Below are 16,190 nucleotides of genomic sequence, written 5' to 3' on the forward strand. Positions count from 1 at the left end.
TGGAGCCCCCTCCCGGAGGGGGCTGGGGGGAGCAACCCTGTCCCGTGCAACGGGTAGCGCGAAGCGCTATCCGTTGGCTTTCTCGAAATCCTTCATGTAGGCCACGAGGGCCTTCACGCCTTCCACCGGCATCGCGTTGTAGATGGATGCACGCATGCCGCCGACGGAGCGATGGCCCTTGAGCTGGACCATGCCGCGCTCCTTGGCGCCCTTGAGGAAGGCCTCGTCGAGCGACTCGTCCTTCAGCTTGAAGGGCACGTTCATCAGCGAACGGTCCGCCTTGGCGATCGGGCAGCTGTAGAAGCTGGTCGTGTCCAGGTAGTCATACAGCAACGCCGCCTTGGTCGCGTTGTGGGCTTCCATGGCCTTCAGCCCGCCTTGCTTCTTCAGCCACTTGAACACCAGCCCGGCGATGTAGATCGCGTAGGTGGGCGGGGTGTTGAGCATGGAGTCGTTGTCGGCCTGCTGCTTGAGGTCGAAGGCCGAGGGCGTGATGGGCAGCGCCTGGCCGATGAGGTCCTCGCGAACGATGATGATGGTCAGGCCCGCCGGTCCGATGTTCTTCTGCGCACCGCAGTAGATGAGGCCGTAGCGGCTCACGTCGATGGGACGCGAGAGGATGTCCGAGGACATGTCGGCCACCAGCGGCACGTCGCCGGTGTCGGGCGTGAAGTGGTACTGCATGCCGCCGATGGTCTCGTTGGAGCAGATGTGCACGTAGGCGGCGTTCGGATCGAGCTTCCAGGTGTCCGGGCGCGGAATGGCGGTGAAGCCGTTGGGCTCGGCGGTGGCGGCCACGTTCACCTGGCCGTACTTCTTCGCTTCCTTGATCGACTTCTTGGACCACTCGCCGGTGTTGATGTAGTCGGCGCTGGCCTTGCCGCGGTACAGGTTCATCGGCACGAAGGCGTTCTGGCCGATGGCGCCGCCTTGCAGGAACACCACCTTGTAGTTCGAGGGAATGGCCAGCAGCTCGCGCAGGTCGGCCTCGCACTCGGCGTGGATGCCCATGTACTCCTTGCCGCGGTGGCTCATCTCCATGACCGACATTCCGGAACCGTGCCAGTCGAGCATTTCCTCGGCTGCCTGGCGCAGCACGGGCTCGGGCAGGGTGGCGGGGCCGGCGCTGAAGTTGAAAACGCGGGTCATCGGGGTCTCCGTGGGGTGGCGAAACGTGAACTAATGCGGACAAACCTTCGGGTCGTGTGCGCAAGACGTGCAGCATACCCAAACATCACGGTCCCTCCGGGGTGGCCTGAGCATAATCGCGGGCGAACGTAAAACAGTGTGAGGGCTGGCTCATGGACGCTTCCGTCCAAATCGTGTTCTTTGGCGAGGTGATGGAGGGGTTCCACCTCGACGACGTGAAACGCAAGGTCGGCCAACTGCTGAAGCTGGACGAACCGCGCGTCGCGCAGATGTTCTCCGGCACCCGCACCGTGCTCAAGCGCGCTGTCCCCCCGGCCGATGCGAAGCGCTATGCCGACGTGCTGGCCAAGGTGGGCGCGCGCATCCACATCGAACCCACTGCGGCGCCGGCCAAGCCTGCCGCCGCGCCGGTCAAGCCGGCGGCCGCGGCTCCTGCGTCCAAGGCCGGCGGCATCGGGTTCCCGTCCATCCAGATGCCTGACGACGAGCCCGCGCCCCGCGCCGGCTCGGGCGACGCACCGCGTCCTGCGCCCATCCCCGCGGCCGTGGCCAAGGTGCCGGCCACGTCGGCCAAGACCCTCGAACTCGCGCCCCTGACGGAGGCGGCGGTCGACGAGGTGACCTGCCCGAACTGCGGCGAGCGCCAGACCAAGCGGCTGCTGTGCCGTGGCTGCTCCACCAACATCGAGATGGCCATCGCCAACCTGGCCGAGCGCGAGAACGCCGCCCGCGAGGCCAAGAAGGACGAACTGCTGGCCCGCCAGGCGATGCGCGCTTCGCGCTCCTCCATCCGCTCGTCGTCGCCCGGCGTGTTCGGCTTCAGCCTGTCCGGCCGCATGGGGCGCCTGAAGTACGCCACCGCGCACGCCTGGATGTGGGCGCTGCTGCTCCTGCTGGTCGTGCCCGTGATCGAGAAGCCCACCATCGGCCGCATCCTCTTCTTCCTGCTCGGCCTGGCCCTGGTGGCCTTCATGTCCATGCGGCACAGCGTGCTGCGCTGCCACGACTGCGACAAGTCCGGCTGGTGGACCATGCTCACCTTCGTGCCTGGCGCCTCGGTCATCCTGAGCCTGGTGCTCAGCTTCGCGCCCGGCACCAACGGCGACAACGACTACGGCGAGCAGCCACCCTCGCAGCCCTGGGCCTTCCTTGGCATTGCGGTGGTGGTGCTGGTGATCGGCTTTGCGCTGATGATCAAGGCGTCCATCCACAGTGTGCAGATGCGCGGGATGCATGAAACCGAGGAGATGAGCGAGAGCGAGAAGGAAGCCTTCGACCCGCGCGCCAACACCTTGCTGTCCACGCCCGAACAGCGCGACAACTTCAATGGCCCTTACATGGCAGCCCGTGAGAACAAGGCCTTCGCCGTCTCGTCCGCCGGGGGCTGGGGCATGGCCACCAGCGCCGGCTCGGTCAACGAGGCGGCCCGTGCGGCCGTGGCCGACTGTGACACGCGGCGTCCCGCCTACACCCCGCAGTGCACGGTGGTGAACGTGAACGGGCAGTGGTACAGCTCGCGGCGACGCTGACGCACCCAGGGGGTCCACGGCTGGGGTACTGGTGATCCATCCAGTATCATCGCCGGGCCGTGGACACCCCTGCCCGATACACCATCGCCGTTCGCTCGCTGTGCGAGTTCACGGCCAAGCAAGGCGACCTTGACCTGAGGTTCACGCCCGCGCCATCGGCGCAGGAAGGCGTGGCGGGCCACCAGACGGTGGCCTCACGGCGTGGCAGCGGCTACCGCAGCGAGGTGTCCTTGAGCGGGCAGCACCGCCACCTCGCGGTCCGCGGCCGGGCCGATGGATTCGACGCCGGCCGCTGCCGTGTCGAAGAAATCAAGACCCACAAGGGCGAGGCCGACCGCATCCCCGACAACCACCGGCAACTTCACTGGGCCCAGGCCAAGGTCTACGGTTGGCTGTTGTGCCAGCAGTTTGAATTGCCGCAGATCACCGTGGCGCTGGTCTACTTCGAGATCGGCAAGCAGCGCGAGACAGTGCTGGAGCAGGTGTGCAGCGCCGATGAGCTGCGCGGCTTCTTTGAGTCGCTGTGCGAGCGCTTCATGGACTGGGTCGACCGCGAAATCGGACATCGCGTGCAGCGTGATGCGGCGCTGGCGGCGCTGCGCTTCCCGCATGCGGAGTTCCGCGCCGGGCAGCGCACCCTGGCGGAGTCCACCTTCAAGGCGGCGCGCCTGGGCCGGTGCCTCATGGCTCAGGCGCCCACCGGCATCGGCAAGACCATTGGCACCATCTTCCCGCTGCTCAAGGCCTGCCCGCCGCAGGAGCTGGACAAGGTGTTCTTCCTGACCGCGAAGAGTTCGGGACGCGCCCTTGCGCTGGAGGCCGTCGACACGCTGCGTGCCGCCGAACCCGCCATGCCCCTGCGCGTGATCGAACTGTGCGCGCGCGACAAGGTCTGCGAGCACCCGGACAAGGCCTGCCACGGTGAGTCCTGTCCGCTGGCGCAGGGCTTCTACGACCGCCTGCCCGCGGCGCGCGAAGCCGCCGTGCAGCAACCCGTGCTCAGCCGCGAGGTGCTGCGCGAAGTCGCGGCCGCGCACCAGGTCTGCCCCTACTACCTCAGCCAGGAGATGACACGCTGGAGCGACGTGGTGGTGGGCGACTACAACTACTTCTTCGACAGCGCTGCCTTGCTGCACGGCCTCACGCAGCTGAACCAGTGGCGGGTGGCGGTGCTGGTGGACGAGGCGCACAACCTCCTGGAACGGGCGAGGGCGATGTACACCGCCGAACTGGCGCAGGACGACTTCCGCGCCATGCGGCGCACGGCCCCGGCGTCGCTGAAGAAGCCGCTGGATCGCCTGAACCGTGCGTGGAACGCGGTGGGCAAGACGCAGACAGAGCCATACGAGGTGCTTCCCGAAGTGCCGCCCACCTTCCTCGCTGCGCTGCAGGACGCGACAGCGTCGATCACCGAACTGCTGGCCGACCAGCCTGCCGCGCTGGATGCCGAGGCGATGCGCTTCTACTTCGACGCACTGCATTTCTCGCACCTGCTGGAAAGCTTCGGCACGCATTCGCTGTTCGATGTGAGCGTGGCCTCCGGCGCCAAGCGCAACGCGCGGCTGTGTGTGCGCAACGTCGTGCCGGCGCCGTTCCTCAAGCCGCGCTTCGAAGCCACGCGAACGACGGTGCTGTTCTCGGCCACGCTGTCGCCGCAGCACTTCTACGCCGACACGCTGGGCCTGCCCGAGGACACCGCCTGGATCGACGTGGAGGCGCCGTTCAGTGCCGAGCAGTTGCAGGTGAACCTGGTGCGCGGTATCTCCACCCGCTACCAGCACCGGCGCGAGTCGGTCGTGCCGATCGCCGATCTCATCGCTGCGCAATACACGGCGCGGCCGGGCAACTACCTCGCGTTCTTCAGCAGCTTCGAGTACCTGGAACAGGTTGCGCTGGAGTTCGAGCTGGCGCATCCATCGGTGCCCATGTGGGCGCAGTCGCGCCGCATGAGCGAGCCTGAGCGCGACGCCTTCCTCGCGCGCTTCGTCGAGGGCGGGCAGGGCATCGGCTTCGCGGTGCTGGGCGGGGCCTTCGCCGAAGGCATCGACCTGCCGGGCGACCTGCTCATCGGCGCCTTCATCGCGACGCTCGGCCTGCCGCAGTTCAACCGCGTCAACGAAGAGATGCGCCGCCGCATGGACGAGACCTTCGGCGAGGGCTACGACTACACCTACCTCTTCCCGGGCATCCGCAAGGTGGTGCAGGCGGCGGGGCGGGTGATCCGCACGATCTCGGACCGGGGCAGCGTGCACCTCATCGACGACCGGTTTGCGAGGCCGGAGGTGATGAGGCTGCTGCCGGCGTGGTGGCAGCTCCCGCAGCGGCGTTCAGCGGGCTCTCACTGATCCAGGCGCCGCCGCCCCACCATCGCGCACATCGGGCAGAAGCCCACCAGCGCCGTGACCACGGTGATGACTGCACTGGCGACCAGCGCGAAGGCCACCGGCCCTGCGCCCATCCGCCAGGCGCCCAGTCCCATCAGCAAGGCAGCGATGAAGCGCAGCGCGCGTTCCCACACGGGCAGATTCTTGGCGTACCACATGGTGTCGGACCTCTCGGCAAAGTTGTGACGCCTGCTAAGAGCGTCGCCCAATCCCGAACGATTCAAGCCATCGATCAAAAAATCGATCGCCCCGTCAGCGTCGTCAACAGCTCCAGCGCCAGCGACCCCGAGAACGAATTCCCCGACTCCGCCAGCGGCGGCGACCACACGCAGATGCCGCATTCGCCCGGAATCAGCGCCACGATGCCGCCGCCCACGCCGCTCTTGGCTGGCAGCCCCACGCGGAAGGCGAAGTCGCCCGCCGCGTCGTACGTGCCGCAGGTCAGCATCAAGGCGCTCAGCCGCTTGGATCGGCTCACGTCCAGGACCTCTTCATCGCTGCCGGGGATGCGCCCGTGGTTGGCCAGGAAGCTCACGGCCTTGGCCAGCTGCACGCAGTTCATCTCGATGGCGCAGTGCCGGCAGTACGCGTCCAGCACCTGGTCCACCGGATTGCGCAGGTTGCCGAAGCTCTTCATGAAGTGAGCCATCGCCGAGTTGCGGTCGCTGTGGCGGCGCTCGGAACGCTCGACGCGGTGGTTGTAGTGGATGGCCGGCGTGCCGGAAAGCTTTTCCAGGAAGTCCGACAGCGCGTTCTCCGGCACCGCGAAGCGCGTGCACAGGATGTCCGTGACCACCAGCGCACCAGCGTTGATGAACGGGTTGCGCGGCTTGCCCGCCTCGTGCTCCAGCTGCACCAGCGAGTTGAAGGGCGTGCCCGAAGGCTCGCGGCCCACGCGCTTCCACAGGTCATCGCCTTCCACCTTCAAGGCCATCACCAGCGCGAAGAGCTTGGAGATGCTCTGGATGGAAAAGCCCATGCGCGCATCGCCGATGGTGTGCACCTGCCCATCCAGCGTCGCGATGGCCATGCCGAAGTGCGTCGGCGAGACGTTGGCGAGCTCGGGGATGTAGTCGGCCACCTTGCCCTGGCCCAGGGTCGGCAGCACGGTGGCATGGATTTGTTCGAGAACGCGGCCGTAGTCCATGGCGGAGTCGTTGGCGTGGTGCCCGTGGGGCAGGGCAGCCATTCTCGCCAGTCTGGGCCCGGCGTGCGTTCGGTTGCAGCGGGCAGATGCCAGCGAAATGCGCCGTTTCCGCAATCCGCGCCAGTCGGTTGATGCCCCCTGGTGCCGGAATTCTGAGACACTTGCGCCGCATGATGAAAGCGCATTCAAGAATTGCCGCCGCGGCCCTGGCTGCCCTCCTGTCGCAGCCGGCGCTGGCCGCCGATGACTGCACCCGCATCCCCGACGCGCCCACGCTGACGGATTTCCCGACGCTGCCCGCATCCATCGTGAAGGACCCGGCGATGGAAGAGCGCATCGCCCGCATCGTCGCGGGCATGACGCTGCGCCAGAAGATCGGCCAGATGACGCAGCCGGAGATCCAGTCCATCACCCCGGCGCAGGTGCGCGAGCACTACATCGGCTCGGTGCTCAATGGCGGCGGTTCCTGGCCGGGCAACCGCAAGCAGGCGACGGTGGCCGACTGGCTGGCGCTGGCCGACGCCTTCTGGGACGCCTCCATGTCCACCGACGCGAAGGTGAAGGTGCCGGTGATCTGGGGCATCGATGCGGTCCACGGCAACAACAACGTGCTGGGCGCGACGCTGTTCCCGCACAACATCGGCCTGGGCGCGGCGCACGACGCCTGCCTGCTGCGTCGCATCGGCGAAGCCACGGCCAAGCAGGTGCGCACGACGGGGCAGGACTGGACCTTCGCGCCCACGCTGGCCGTCGTGCGCGACGACCGCTGGGGCCGCAGCTACGAGGGCTATTCGGAACTGCCGTCCATCACCCGCGCCTATGCACGCGAGATCGTGCTGGGCCTGCAGGGCACGCCGCAGGGCGCATCGGCCAAGGTGCCGGGCGTGCTGGCCACGGCCAAGCACTTCCTCGGCGACGGCGGCACCGAGCGCGGCATCGACCAGGGCATCACGCGCGCCTCGCGCGCGGAGCTGGCGAACATCCATGCGCCGGGCCACATCGCCGCGGTGCAGGCGGGCGTGCAGACGGTGATGGTGTCCTTCAGCAGCTGGGCCGATGGCGCGAGCGGCAAGCCCATCAAGATGCACGGCAACGAATCGCTCATCACCGGCGTGCTCAAGGGCCGGCTGGGTTTCGACGGCCTCGTGGTGTCCGACTGGAACGGCCACGGCCAGGTGCCGGGCTGCGACGACGCGAGCTGCGCGGCGGCCGTCAATGCCGGCATCGATGTCTTCATGGTGCCGCAGAAGTGGCGGCAGTTCATCGACAACACCGTGTCGCAGGTGGAGAAGGGCACGATCCCGATGTCGCGCATCGACGATGCCGTCACACGCATCCTTCGCGTGAAGATGCGTGCCGGCCTCTTCGATGCACCCAAGCCCTCGCAGCGTGCCGGTGCCGGCAAGGCCGACGGCCTGCAGGACCGCGATCTGGCGCGCCAGGCGGTGCGCGAATCGCTGGTGCTGCTGAAGAACAACGGCCGCGTGCTGCCGCTGGCACGCGACAAGAAGGTGCTGGTGGTGGGCCGCAGCGCCGACAACCTGCCCAACCAGACGGGCGGCTGGTCCATCACCTGGCAGGGCAACGAGAACACCAACGCCGACTTCCCGAATGCCACCAGCGTGCTCGCCGGCATCCGCCAGGCGCTGGGCGATGACAAGGTGGTCTACGACCTCTCTGGCCGCGGCATCGACGTGAGCCAGTTCGGCGCCGTCATCGCGGTCATCGGCGAGGGCGCCTATGCCGAAGGCAAGGGCGACGTGCCCACGCTGGCCAACCCGTTCGAGTCGGACCTGTCGCTGCTCAAGCGCGTGTCCGGCAAGGGGGTGCCGGTGGTCACGGTGCTCATGTCGGGCCGGCCCTTGTACGTGACGCCGGAGATCAACCGTTCGGATGCGTTCATCGCCGCGTGGCTGCCGGGCACCGAAGGGCAGGGCATCGCCGACCTGCTGTTCCGCAAGGCCGATGGGTCCGTGGCCTACGACTTCACGGGACGCTTGTCGTATTCGTGGCCGAAGAGCGCCTGCCAGACGCCGGTGAACCATGGCGACGGCAAGTCGCCGCTGTTCGCCTACGGGTACGGACTGACTGTCAAGGACGCGAAGGACCTCGCGCCGCTCGACGAGGTGGCTGGACCCGCCTCCTGTGACTGAGCCCTGGTTGCGAGGCCCGTGGCCTCGCAGGACTCAACTGCAGCTGGGCGCGATGCGCGTCCAGCGCTGCAGCACCTGCATGGTCTGCGTGCCGGTGGCGATGCCGGGGCCGGCGCCGTCAGGACCGTAGATCCGCTTGAGCTGCTCGCGTGCGAAGGCGGCTTCTTCCGGATCGCTGCTGCGCGTGCCGGCCTCCATCGCTGCCTTCATCTGCCTGGCCACCTCCGCCCGCTGCGCTTCGGTGGGCATGCTGGCTTCCAGGCCCTTCTTTGCCCGCTCGCGCTCGGCGGGCGTCATGCCGGCCATGGCCATCGCGATGGCCGGGTCCGCGGCGTTGGCGGGCGGCATGATGGTCTGCACGAAATCCATCTTGAGTTCCCAGGTCGCATCGTCGATGCGGCGCCACGTGCTGGTCACGGTGTTGCCGGGGCAGGCGGTGGTGGTCGAGGAAGGATGCTTCGGGTCCGGCGGGGTGATCGTGCAGCCCGGCACGGCCGGGGGCACGGTGAGCACCTTGCCGATCCTCGCGCAACTGGTGGCGGGAGGGCCCTTGGCGGTGGTGGTCTGGGGCGGATGGCCGGTCACGATGAGGGTGACGGTCCGGTCCCCCGTCGCGCCGTCCCAGTGCTCGCGGTGCTGGCTGCCGCCGCCCAGGTCGCGCACGGTGTCGGAATCCACGCGGTACAGGCCGGGCGTCGGAAGAACATCCGCGGCCAGCGCCGTGACGGGGGCAGCGGCCGTGAGCAGCCAGGCCCAGCCGGTCAGTGTCGAACGATTCATGTGATCCTTCCCTGCGGCGTCATGCGGCCGGCGGCGTGATCCATCCCACGCCGACGCAGCCCCTCACCGCGCCTTGTTCATCGAGAAGCGGCGTGTATACCACGTGCATGCGCTGCGGCTTGTCGCGGTCGCTGGTCTCGCGGTCGAGTTCGCCGCGCTCTCCGGCCAGGGCCTGCTTCACGGCCTGTTCGTGGCGGGGGTATTCGCGATCACCCAGCAGGTCCTTCCAGCGGCGGCCCAGCATCTTCACCGGCGGCAGCAGGAAGCGCCGCTCGGCCACGCTGTTGACGAACTGGATGCGCTCGTCGGCATCGAGCACCACGATCAGCGCGGACAGGGTCTCGCCCACCACGCGCAAGGTGTCTTCGCTGTCGCGGCGGGCCATGCGCGCTTCATGCTCTTCGCTGCGGTCGCGGCCGATGAGCGTCGCGCCTTCGAGCTTGCCGCGCCGCGTGACGTGCGCCAGGGCCATCAGCGCGAGCGGATACTGCCTGCCGCCGTCAGCCTCCATCACCGATTCGCCGAACCACACGCCGCGGTGGGCGAGCGACGACGACATCGTGTCGCGCAGGCGCTCCACCTCGCCGGGTGCGCAGAACCGATCGATGGTCACGCCGTCCAGCGGCGCATCCAGCGACAGCCCCAGGCGCTGGCGCGCGGCGGGGTTGAGCGAGACCACGCGCAGCAGGCCGTCGAGCTGCGCCACGCAGTCGTTGGAGGCGGCCAGCCACTGGGTCCAGAGGCGATGGGTGCGCTCCTGCACGGCGCTGGCGGTGATGTCCTCGGCCACGCCGACCTGCCCCGCCAGGCGGCCCTGCCAGAAGAAGGGACGCGAGCGGATGGCGAGCTTGACCCGCTGCCCATCGTGCCGGTCCAGCCAGCGCGTGATGGAAAAGGGCAGGCCCTGGCGCACGGCATCCACCCAGCGGTGGCGCGCCTCGTCGCGGTCGGCCGAGGGCACGGCATCCAGCCAGCCCCAGGCGAGCTGGTCGGGCTTGAGCCCGTGCATGTGCAGGTAGGCATCATTGGCCTGCGTCGTGGCACCGGTGATGTCGGCTCGGAAGCTGCCCAGCGGCGACAGGGCGTTGAGCACGCCCAGTTCCGCATGCTGCAGGCGCACCTGGCGGCCGGTGCGCCAGATGACCCAGGTCAGCGCGATGGCGATGAGGCTGACCACCGTGCTCAGCGTCATGACGAAGGCCTGCCGGCGGTAGAAGGTCTCCAGCGCGGTCTCGATGCTCTGGGTCACGAGCACGCGCATCGGAAAGCCCGGCACCTTGGCATGGCTCACGATGCGCTCCAGCCCATCGGTCATGGTCGTGCCGCCCACGAAGTGGCCTTCGGGCTGCACGAAAGCGGCGCGGGCATTCTTCGAGCGCTCGAAGAGCCCGGCGCCCATCAGCGTGCCGAGGAAGGGCGTGCGCGACAGCACCACGCCGTCGTCGCGCACGATCAGGATGGACCCCACCGGCTGCAGGCGCATGGCTTCGTGGCGAGCCATCAGGCGGTCGAGCCGAAGCGAGGCGCGCAGGTAGCCGCGCGACGACGGATCGCCGGTGCGCTGCTGCATCCAGATGGGCAGGCGCCAGACCGCGCCGTCGGCGGCGTCGTGGACGGGCAGGCCGATCCACACGCCGGCGCTGCCCATGACGTTGGGCGGCAACTGGGCGTCGGGTTGCGGCGATGTCTCGATCATCGAAGCCTGCAATCCGGCACCGGCGGGGCGCAGTGCCGCCAGGGCGGGCTGTTCGGCCGCGCGGGTGGCGATCCACAAGTCCTGCGTGAGCAGGGTCTGCCGCACCTCGCGCATCAGGGCGGCCATCTGGTCGGCGGTCGCGCGGTTGAGCAGGTCCAGCTGCTGGTAGCTCTCGGCGATCAGCCGGCGATGCTGGTTGCCCGAGAACCACAGCACCAGCGACCAGAGCACGGCCAGCAGCACGCCGACGACGATGAAGGGCGCGAGTCCCAGTGCGCGTTCGGGCAAGGCCGAGCGGGATCGCGGCGGCGGTGCGTGGCTCATGCGTCCAGCGACACGATGCCCTGCTTGATGGCGTAGCGCGTGAGCCCGGCCACGTCGAAGATCTCCAGCCGCCGCTGGATTTCGGCGCGGTGCGTCTCCACCGTCTTGATGCTCAGGTGAAGCCGCTGCGCGATCTCGCGGGTGGAGCGGCCTTCGGCGATGAGCTGCAGCACCTCGCGCTGCCGGGGCGTCAGCGTCTTCTGTTCCTCCGCCTGCCGCGGCGAGTCCGGCACCGCGGCCTGGCGCACGAAGTCGTGCACCAGCGCATCGGCCACCTGCGCACTCAGGAAAGGCCGCCCGGCGCGGATGGCGCGGATGGCGTCGGCCAGTTCATCCACCGCGGCATCCTTGAGCAGGTAGCCCTGTGCGCCCGCACGCAGCGCCTCGCTCACGAAGTGCCGGTCGGTGTGCATGGACACGACGAGGATGCGCGTCTCCGGGCAGGCCTGCAGCACCTGCGGGATCGCGTCGATGCCGTTCAGGCCGGGCATGGAGATGTCCAGCAGGCACAGCTGCGGCCGCTCGCGCCGCGCGACCGCGATGGCCTCGCGTCCGTCTTCGGCTTCGACGATCTCCGCCCCCGGCTCGATGCTCGCGAGGATGAGACGCATGCCCGACCTCACCAGTGCATGGTCGTCGGCAATCAGCACACGCATGGACTTCCTTTCATGCTTTCGATTCCTCCTGCACGCTCGCCTGCACCTGTGCCAGCGGCCAGCGCCCCCGCACCTCGGTGCCGGTGGGTTCCACGGCCTTCAGCTCGAAGCTGCCGCCCAGCAGCTCGACGCGCTCTCGCATGCTCATGAGGCCGATGCCCGATGAATCGGGCCGCCGCTCGCGCGTCAGCGGAATGCCTCGGCCGTCGTCGCGCACGCTGAGCACCACCTGCCCGCTTTCCTGCCACAGGCGGATCCACACCTGCTGCGGCTGGCCGTGCTGCAAGGCATTGCGCAGGGCCTCCTGCACGATGCGGTAGACGTTGCCCGACCAGTCCGGCCGCGGCACCACGCCAGCCAGTGCGGCGTCGACCTCCACCGGCACCGAGTAGCGGGCCGATTGCCGTTGCGCATGCCAGCGCAGCGCGGCCTCCACGCCCATCTCGTCGAGCAAGGCCGGGCGCAGGCTCATCGCGCGCTGGCGGACCTGGGCGATGCATTCGTCCAGCACCTGCAAGGCGTCGGTGAGCAGGGGCTGGTTCAGCAGATCGGCGCTGCCGCGCTGGAGCATGCGCAGGCTGATCTTCATCGCGGCCAGCTGCTGGCCCACGTCGTCGTGCAGCTCGCGCGCCAGCGCGCTGCGCTCGGCGTCTTCCACCTGCATCAGCTGGCGCGACAGCTCGGCCTGGCGCTTGCGCGACTGCTCGATCTCCGTCACGTCCACGCACATCAGCGCGATGCCGAAGACGCGGTGGTCCTTGGACAGCAGCGGCGCCATCGACACCAGCAGCCGGGCCTGCTTGCCGCTGCGCGCGCCCAGCGTCACGTCGAAGCGCCGGCCCAGCACCGGCACGCCGCTGGCCAGCGACTGGCGCAGCACCGGCAGCATGGCGCGCAGCCCGTCGTCTTCGATCTCGATGAAGCGCTTGCCGGCCATGTCGGCAGGGCGCTGGTCGGCCAGCGAGGTGAAGGCCAGGTTCACGCGCAGGAAGCGCAGCTCGGTGTCGAACACCGCCATGGCCAGCGGCGCCTGGTCGAACAGGGCGGCCAGTTGCGCACCCATGCGCTCGCCCTCGGCTTCGGCCTCGCGGCGCAGCTCGCGCTGGCGACGGGAGTCCAGCCACATGCCCAGGTCGGCGGCCACCTCGAACAGCACGCTCTGCAAGGGCCCGGGCGCATCCCCGGTGGCGCCGCCATGCACCCGCAGCACGCCCATGCGCTGCGCCAGCGGCGCGACGAGCATGCCGATCATCGCCCGCGGGTCGGCCTGCGCGCCCAGGTCCAGCTCGATGCGGTCGGCATTGGTGGCCTGCCGCACGCGGTGCTTCCATTCCTCCAGCACCTGCTCCATCGGCCGGGTGTCCGCGCCGATCAGCAGCAGGCTGCAGTCGCTGCGCAGGCGCAGCGCGGCCTTCTGGTCGAGCAGGGCCACGGTGCGCTGCTGCACGCGGCGCTCCAGGTCCAGGTTCAACCGCTCGACGGCGTTCTGGTCTTCATGGCGGATCTGCGCGATGCGCAAGGCCCGGCGCGCAATGCGGTGGCCCTGGGCGGAAATGAGCCACTGCGCGAGCGCCGCGGTGAGCACCACCGCCAGCACCAGCGATGCCACGTCGCGCAGGCGCTGGTCGAGCTCCGCCTCGCGCTGGCGCAGCCCCGCCTGTTCGGCGGCCACCAGTTCGTCGATCTGCGTGTTGAGCGATTCCACCGCCTGGATGAGCACCGGCTGGCCGCTGCGCAGTTCGCGCAAGGCGAAGCCGATGCGCGACAGCCGCATGCGCTGCGTGAGGTCGTCGACCAGCAGCGGCTCCAGCAGCCGCATGGCGGCGTCGATGCGCACCAGCCGGGTGGACTCGGGCACCTCGGCACTGTCGCCGCTGGGCAGGGCCGATCGCAGCTGTTCGGCGTTGCGCGCCACCGCCAGCGCATGGGCGATGCGGTCCGGCCGCTCGGCCAGCGCGACCTGCACGGCGTTCCAACCCCAGGCGGCGGCCATCACCGCGGCCGCGGCGGCGGCCAGCACCGCCAGCCGCAGCTGCCAGGTGCGCCGCAGGTCGGCCGCCGGCGTGCGTGTGAAATCTGCCGCGGACAGCGCAGGGCTTGCGGCCTCGTCGTCGGAGTCGGCGGCGGGTGATGAGCCCAGGCTGTCGGCGGATTCCATGCACCCACTGTAGCCCCGCGGCGTGCGCAATTTGGCATCCCGCAGGCGAATCAGGGAATCCCTGACCCCGAAACCCGGGACCCCCGGATGGGCCCGGAAGCCGGCAATTTCGACACTGGGTGCCATGCTGATCGCACCTCTTCCCGCCAACGAAGCCGAGCGCCTGGCCCGCCTGCACAGCCTGGCCGTGCTCGACACGCCGGCCGACCCGACGCTGGACGCCATCACCGAGGCGGCCGCGGCGCAGTTCGGCTGCCCGATGGCGCTGGTGAGCCTGATCGACGAAGACCGCCAGTGGTTCAAGTCGCGCCAGGGCCTGGACGTGCCGCAGACGCCGCGCGAGCAGGCCTTCTGCGCCCACGCCATCCTGGACGACCGTGTGTTCACCGTGAGCGATGCACGCGCCGACGAGCGCTTCGCCGACAACCCGCTGGTCACGGGCGATCCGCACATCCGCTTCTACGCCGGCCATCCGCTGACGGTGGACGGCCAGGCCGTGGGCACGCTGTGCGTGCTGGACCGCGAGCCGCATGATTTCACCGACGAGCAGGCGCAGACGCTGGCCCACCTGGCCCGGGCCGCCGAAGCCTGCCTGTCGCGCGAATGGCGGCAGCGCCAGCTGGCCGAGAGCGAGGCCCGCCTGCGCGAGCAGGACGCCCGCCTGCGCCACATCTCGCAGCACCTGCCGGGCGTGATCTTCCAGTACGAGCTGCTGCGCGACGGCAGCTCGCGCTTCCCTTATGCCAGCGAAGGCCTGCGCGAGGCCTGCGGCCTGTCCGCCGAGGACGTGTCCACGGACGCCGCCGCCTTCTTCGCCCGCCTGCACGCCGAAGACCTCGACGCGGTGAGCGACAGCATCGCCTACTCCGCCCGCACGCTCACGCCCTGGCACCAGGAGTTCCGCGTGGTGCTGCCGCGCCGCGGCGTGCGCTGGCTCGAATGGCAGGCCACGCCCGAGCGCCACGACAACGGCCATGTGCTGTGGAACGGTTTCCTCACCGACGTGACCGCGCGCCGCCGCACGGAGGCGGCTCTCGCGGAGACGCAGCGCCGCCTGCAACTGGCCATGCGCATCCTGCAGCTGGGCATCCTGCACGTGGACACCGAGGCCGGGCTGATCGACCTGGACCGCCGCGCCAGCGACGACCATGGCCTGGACGGCGCCGAGCCGCAGCGTCCGCTGTGGCGATGGATGGACAACCTTGCCATGCCCGACCGCGAACTGCTGCAAGGTGCGATGTCGCAGGCGTTGTCGCGCCAGGGGCCGGTGCGGGTGGTGTATGACGTGCGGCATCCGAACGGCGCACTCGGCCGCGTCGAGCTGCACATGGAGCGCCTGGATGCGCGCGGCCGCATCATCGGCGTGTGCCGCGACGTGACGCAGGTCGAGCGTGCCGAGCAGGCACTGCGCGATGCGAGCCTCGTCGAGCAGCGCCGCCGCGACCAGAGCGATTTCCTGGCGCGCGTGAGCCACGAGCTGCGCACGCCCATGACCGCCATCCTCGGCTTTGCGCAACTGCTGGGCGAGGACGACAGCGGCCGACTGTCAGCTCACCAGAAGCGCTGGCTGGAGCAGATCCGCTCGGGCGGCCAGCATTTGCTGGCGCTGGTGGATGACGTGCTGGACCTGAGCCGCCTGTCCGCTGGTCACCACACCCTGCGCCTGGCGCCGGTGGCGCTGGACCGCGTGCTGCGCGACTGCAATGAATTCCTGATGCCGCTGGCCGCGGACGCCAGCGTGGACATCGAGTTCGCGCCTTCGCCGGCCGGTGCGCGCATCACTGCCGATGCGAGCGCCTTGCGCCAGGTGCTGGTCAACGTGCTGGGCAACGCCATCAAGTTCAACCGCCCCGGCGGCACCGTCACCACCCGCGTCATCGCCGAGGAGACGCAGTGCGTCGCCGAAGTGTGGGACGACGGCCCCGGCATTCCCGCCGACCGCCTGACGCAGGTCTTCATGCCCTTCGAGCGCGCCGGCGCCGACGGCAGCGGCGTGCGCGGCACCGGCCTGGGCCTGTCGATTGCCAAAGAGCTGGTGGACGCCATGGGCGGAACCATCGAGGCCATCCGCCCGCAAGGCGGCGGCACCTGCATCCGCATTGCCTTGCCGCGTGCTGCCGACGAAGCCGAAGGCGGTGCCATCGCCAGGGAAGTGCCCCTGCAGGTCCACGCCGACTGAAAACTCTTCAAGACACGAATTCTCTTCTCATCTCC

11 protein-coding genes are annotated in these 16,190 nt (G+C 69.3%); 4 read left to right on the plus strand and 7 right to left on the minus strand.

Translation table 11 applies throughout. From position 1 onward, the window contains the following. Positions 1 to 66: 66 nt before the first annotated feature. Positions 67 to 1,149, minus strand: coding sequence for a 3-phosphoserine/phosphohydroxythreonine transaminase (serC, locus tag DZC73_RS27650; protein WP_124543612.1), 1,083 nt, complete (start codon positions 1,147 to 1,149; stop codon positions 67 to 69). A gap of 152 nt (positions 1,150 to 1,301) precedes the next feature. Between serC and DZC73_RS27655 the strand changes: the two genes are divergently transcribed. Together DZC73_RS27655 and DZC73_RS27660 are read left to right on the plus strand one after the other, a co-directional pair. After that, entirely contained in the window at positions 1,302 to 2,678 is a 1,377-nt protein-coding gene (locus DZC73_RS27655; RefSeq protein ID WP_124543613.1) for a DUF805 domain-containing protein, read from the plus strand. 59 nt (positions 2,679 to 2,737) lie between these two features. Then, on the plus strand, positions 2,738 to 5,023 hold the full coding sequence (locus DZC73_RS27660) for an ATP-dependent DNA helicase (RefSeq protein ID WP_124543614.1): 2,286 nt from the start codon (positions 2,738 to 2,740) through the stop codon (positions 5,021 to 5,023). On the opposite strand, the gene DZC73_RS27665 is transcribed toward DZC73_RS27660, so the two are convergent. Together DZC73_RS27665 and DZC73_RS27670 are read right to left on the minus strand one after the other, a co-directional pair. Then, complete coding sequence (locus DZC73_RS27665; RefSeq protein WP_124543615.1) at positions 5,017 to 5,220, minus strand: YgaP family membrane protein; 204 nt, start codon at positions 5,218 to 5,220, stop codon at positions 5,017 to 5,019. The two genes, DZC73_RS27660 and DZC73_RS27665, sit on opposite strands and share 7 nt — an antisense overlap. Positions 5,221 to 5,294: 74 nt before the next feature. Further along, complete coding sequence (locus DZC73_RS27670; protein ID WP_124543657.1) at positions 5,295 to 6,209, minus strand: glutaminase; 915 nt, start codon at positions 6,207 to 6,209, stop codon at positions 5,295 to 5,297. A 173-nt stretch (positions 6,210 to 6,382) separates the two neighbouring features. Between DZC73_RS27670 and DZC73_RS27675 the strand changes: the two genes are divergently transcribed. Beyond that, positions 6,383 to 8,362 carry a glycoside hydrolase family 3 protein gene (locus DZC73_RS27675; RefSeq protein WP_124543658.1) on the plus strand — a complete coding sequence of 660 codons (1,980 nt, stop codon included), beginning with the start codon at positions 6,383 to 6,385 and terminating at the stop codon, positions 8,360 to 8,362. Between the two features lie 33 nt (positions 8,363 to 8,395). On the opposite strand, the gene DZC73_RS27680 is transcribed toward DZC73_RS27675, so the two are convergent. Genes DZC73_RS27680 through DZC73_RS27695 form a run of 4 tightly spaced genes read right to left on the minus strand, consistent with a single transcriptional unit; the run spans position 8,396 to position 13,976 of the window. Then, a complete protein-coding gene (locus tag DZC73_RS27680) occupies positions 8,396 to 9,142 on the minus strand; it encodes a hypothetical protein (RefSeq protein ID WP_124543616.1) in 747 nt (248 codons plus the stop codon). 19 nt (positions 9,143 to 9,161) lie between these two features. Then, positions 9,162 to 11,162, minus strand: a complete 2,001-nt coding sequence (locus DZC73_RS27685; protein ID WP_124543617.1) for a PAS domain-containing protein — start codon at positions 11,160 to 11,162, stop codon at positions 9,162 to 9,164. After that, positions 11,159 to 11,818 carry a response regulator gene (locus tag DZC73_RS27690; protein ID WP_124543618.1) on the minus strand — a complete coding sequence of 220 codons (660 nt, stop codon included), beginning with the start codon at positions 11,816 to 11,818 and terminating at the stop codon, positions 11,159 to 11,161. The genes DZC73_RS27685 and DZC73_RS27690 overlap by 4 nt, the downstream gene beginning before the upstream one ends. Before the next feature lie 10 nt (positions 11,819 to 11,828). After that, positions 11,829 to 13,976 (minus strand): ATP-binding protein, encoded by a 2,148-nt coding sequence (locus DZC73_RS27695; RefSeq protein ID WP_161974770.1) that lies wholly within the window; start codon positions 13,974 to 13,976, stop codon positions 11,829 to 11,831. Between the two features lie 124 nt (positions 13,977 to 14,100). Here DZC73_RS27695 and DZC73_RS27700 point away from each other — a divergent pair, with 124 nt between their 5' ends. Beyond that, positions 14,101 to 16,155: a sensor histidine kinase gene (locus DZC73_RS27700; protein ID WP_124543620.1), complete on the plus strand. Its 2,055-nt coding sequence runs from the start codon at positions 14,101 to 14,103 to the stop codon at positions 16,153 to 16,155. Positions 16,156 to 16,190: the final 35 nt, after the last annotated feature.

Origin of the sequence: Rhizobacter terrae (assembly GCF_003852895.1) — a bacterium.
Lineage (GTDB): Bacteria > Pseudomonadota > Gammaproteobacteria > Burkholderiales > Burkholderiaceae_C > Albitalea > Albitalea terrae.

Bases quoted from the DNA above. Each gene is read 5' to 3' on its own strand.
- DZC73_RS27690 (WP_124543618.1), bottom strand. From the start codon at position 11,818: ATGCGTGTGCTGATTGCCGACGACCATGCACTGGTGAGGTCGGGCATG.
- DZC73_RS27670 (WP_124543657.1), bottom strand. From the start codon at position 6,209: ATGGACTACGGCCGCGTTCTCGAACAAATCCATGCCACCGTGCTGCCG.
- DZC73_RS27700 (WP_124543620.1), top strand. From the start codon at position 14,101: ATGCTGATCGCACCTCTTCCCGCCAACGAAGCCGAGCGCCTGGCCCGC.
- DZC73_RS27675 (WP_124543658.1), top strand. From the start codon at position 6,383: ATGAAAGCGCATTCAAGAATTGCCGCCGCGGCCCTGGCTGCCCTCCTG.
- DZC73_RS27655 (WP_124543613.1), top strand. From the start codon at position 1,302: ATGGACGCTTCCGTCCAAATCGTGTTCTTTGGCGAGGTGATGGAGGGG.
- DZC73_RS27680 (WP_124543616.1), bottom strand. From the start codon at position 9,142: ATGAATCGTTCGACACTGACCGGCTGGGCCTGGCTGCTCACGGCCGCT.
- DZC73_RS27685 (WP_124543617.1), bottom strand. From the start codon at position 11,162: ATGAGCCACGCACCGCCGCCGCGATCCCGCTCGGCCTTGCCCGAACGC.
- serC (WP_124543612.1), bottom strand. From the start codon at position 1,149: ATGACCCGCGTTTTCAACTTCAGCGCCGGCCCCGCCACCCTGCCCGAG.
- DZC73_RS27695 (WP_161974770.1), bottom strand. From the start codon at position 13,976: ATGGAATCCGCCGACAGCCTGGGCTCATCACCCGCCGCCGACTCCGAC.
- DZC73_RS27665 (WP_124543615.1), bottom strand. From the start codon at position 5,220: ATGTGGTACGCCAAGAATCTGCCCGTGTGGGAACGCGCGCTGCGCTTC.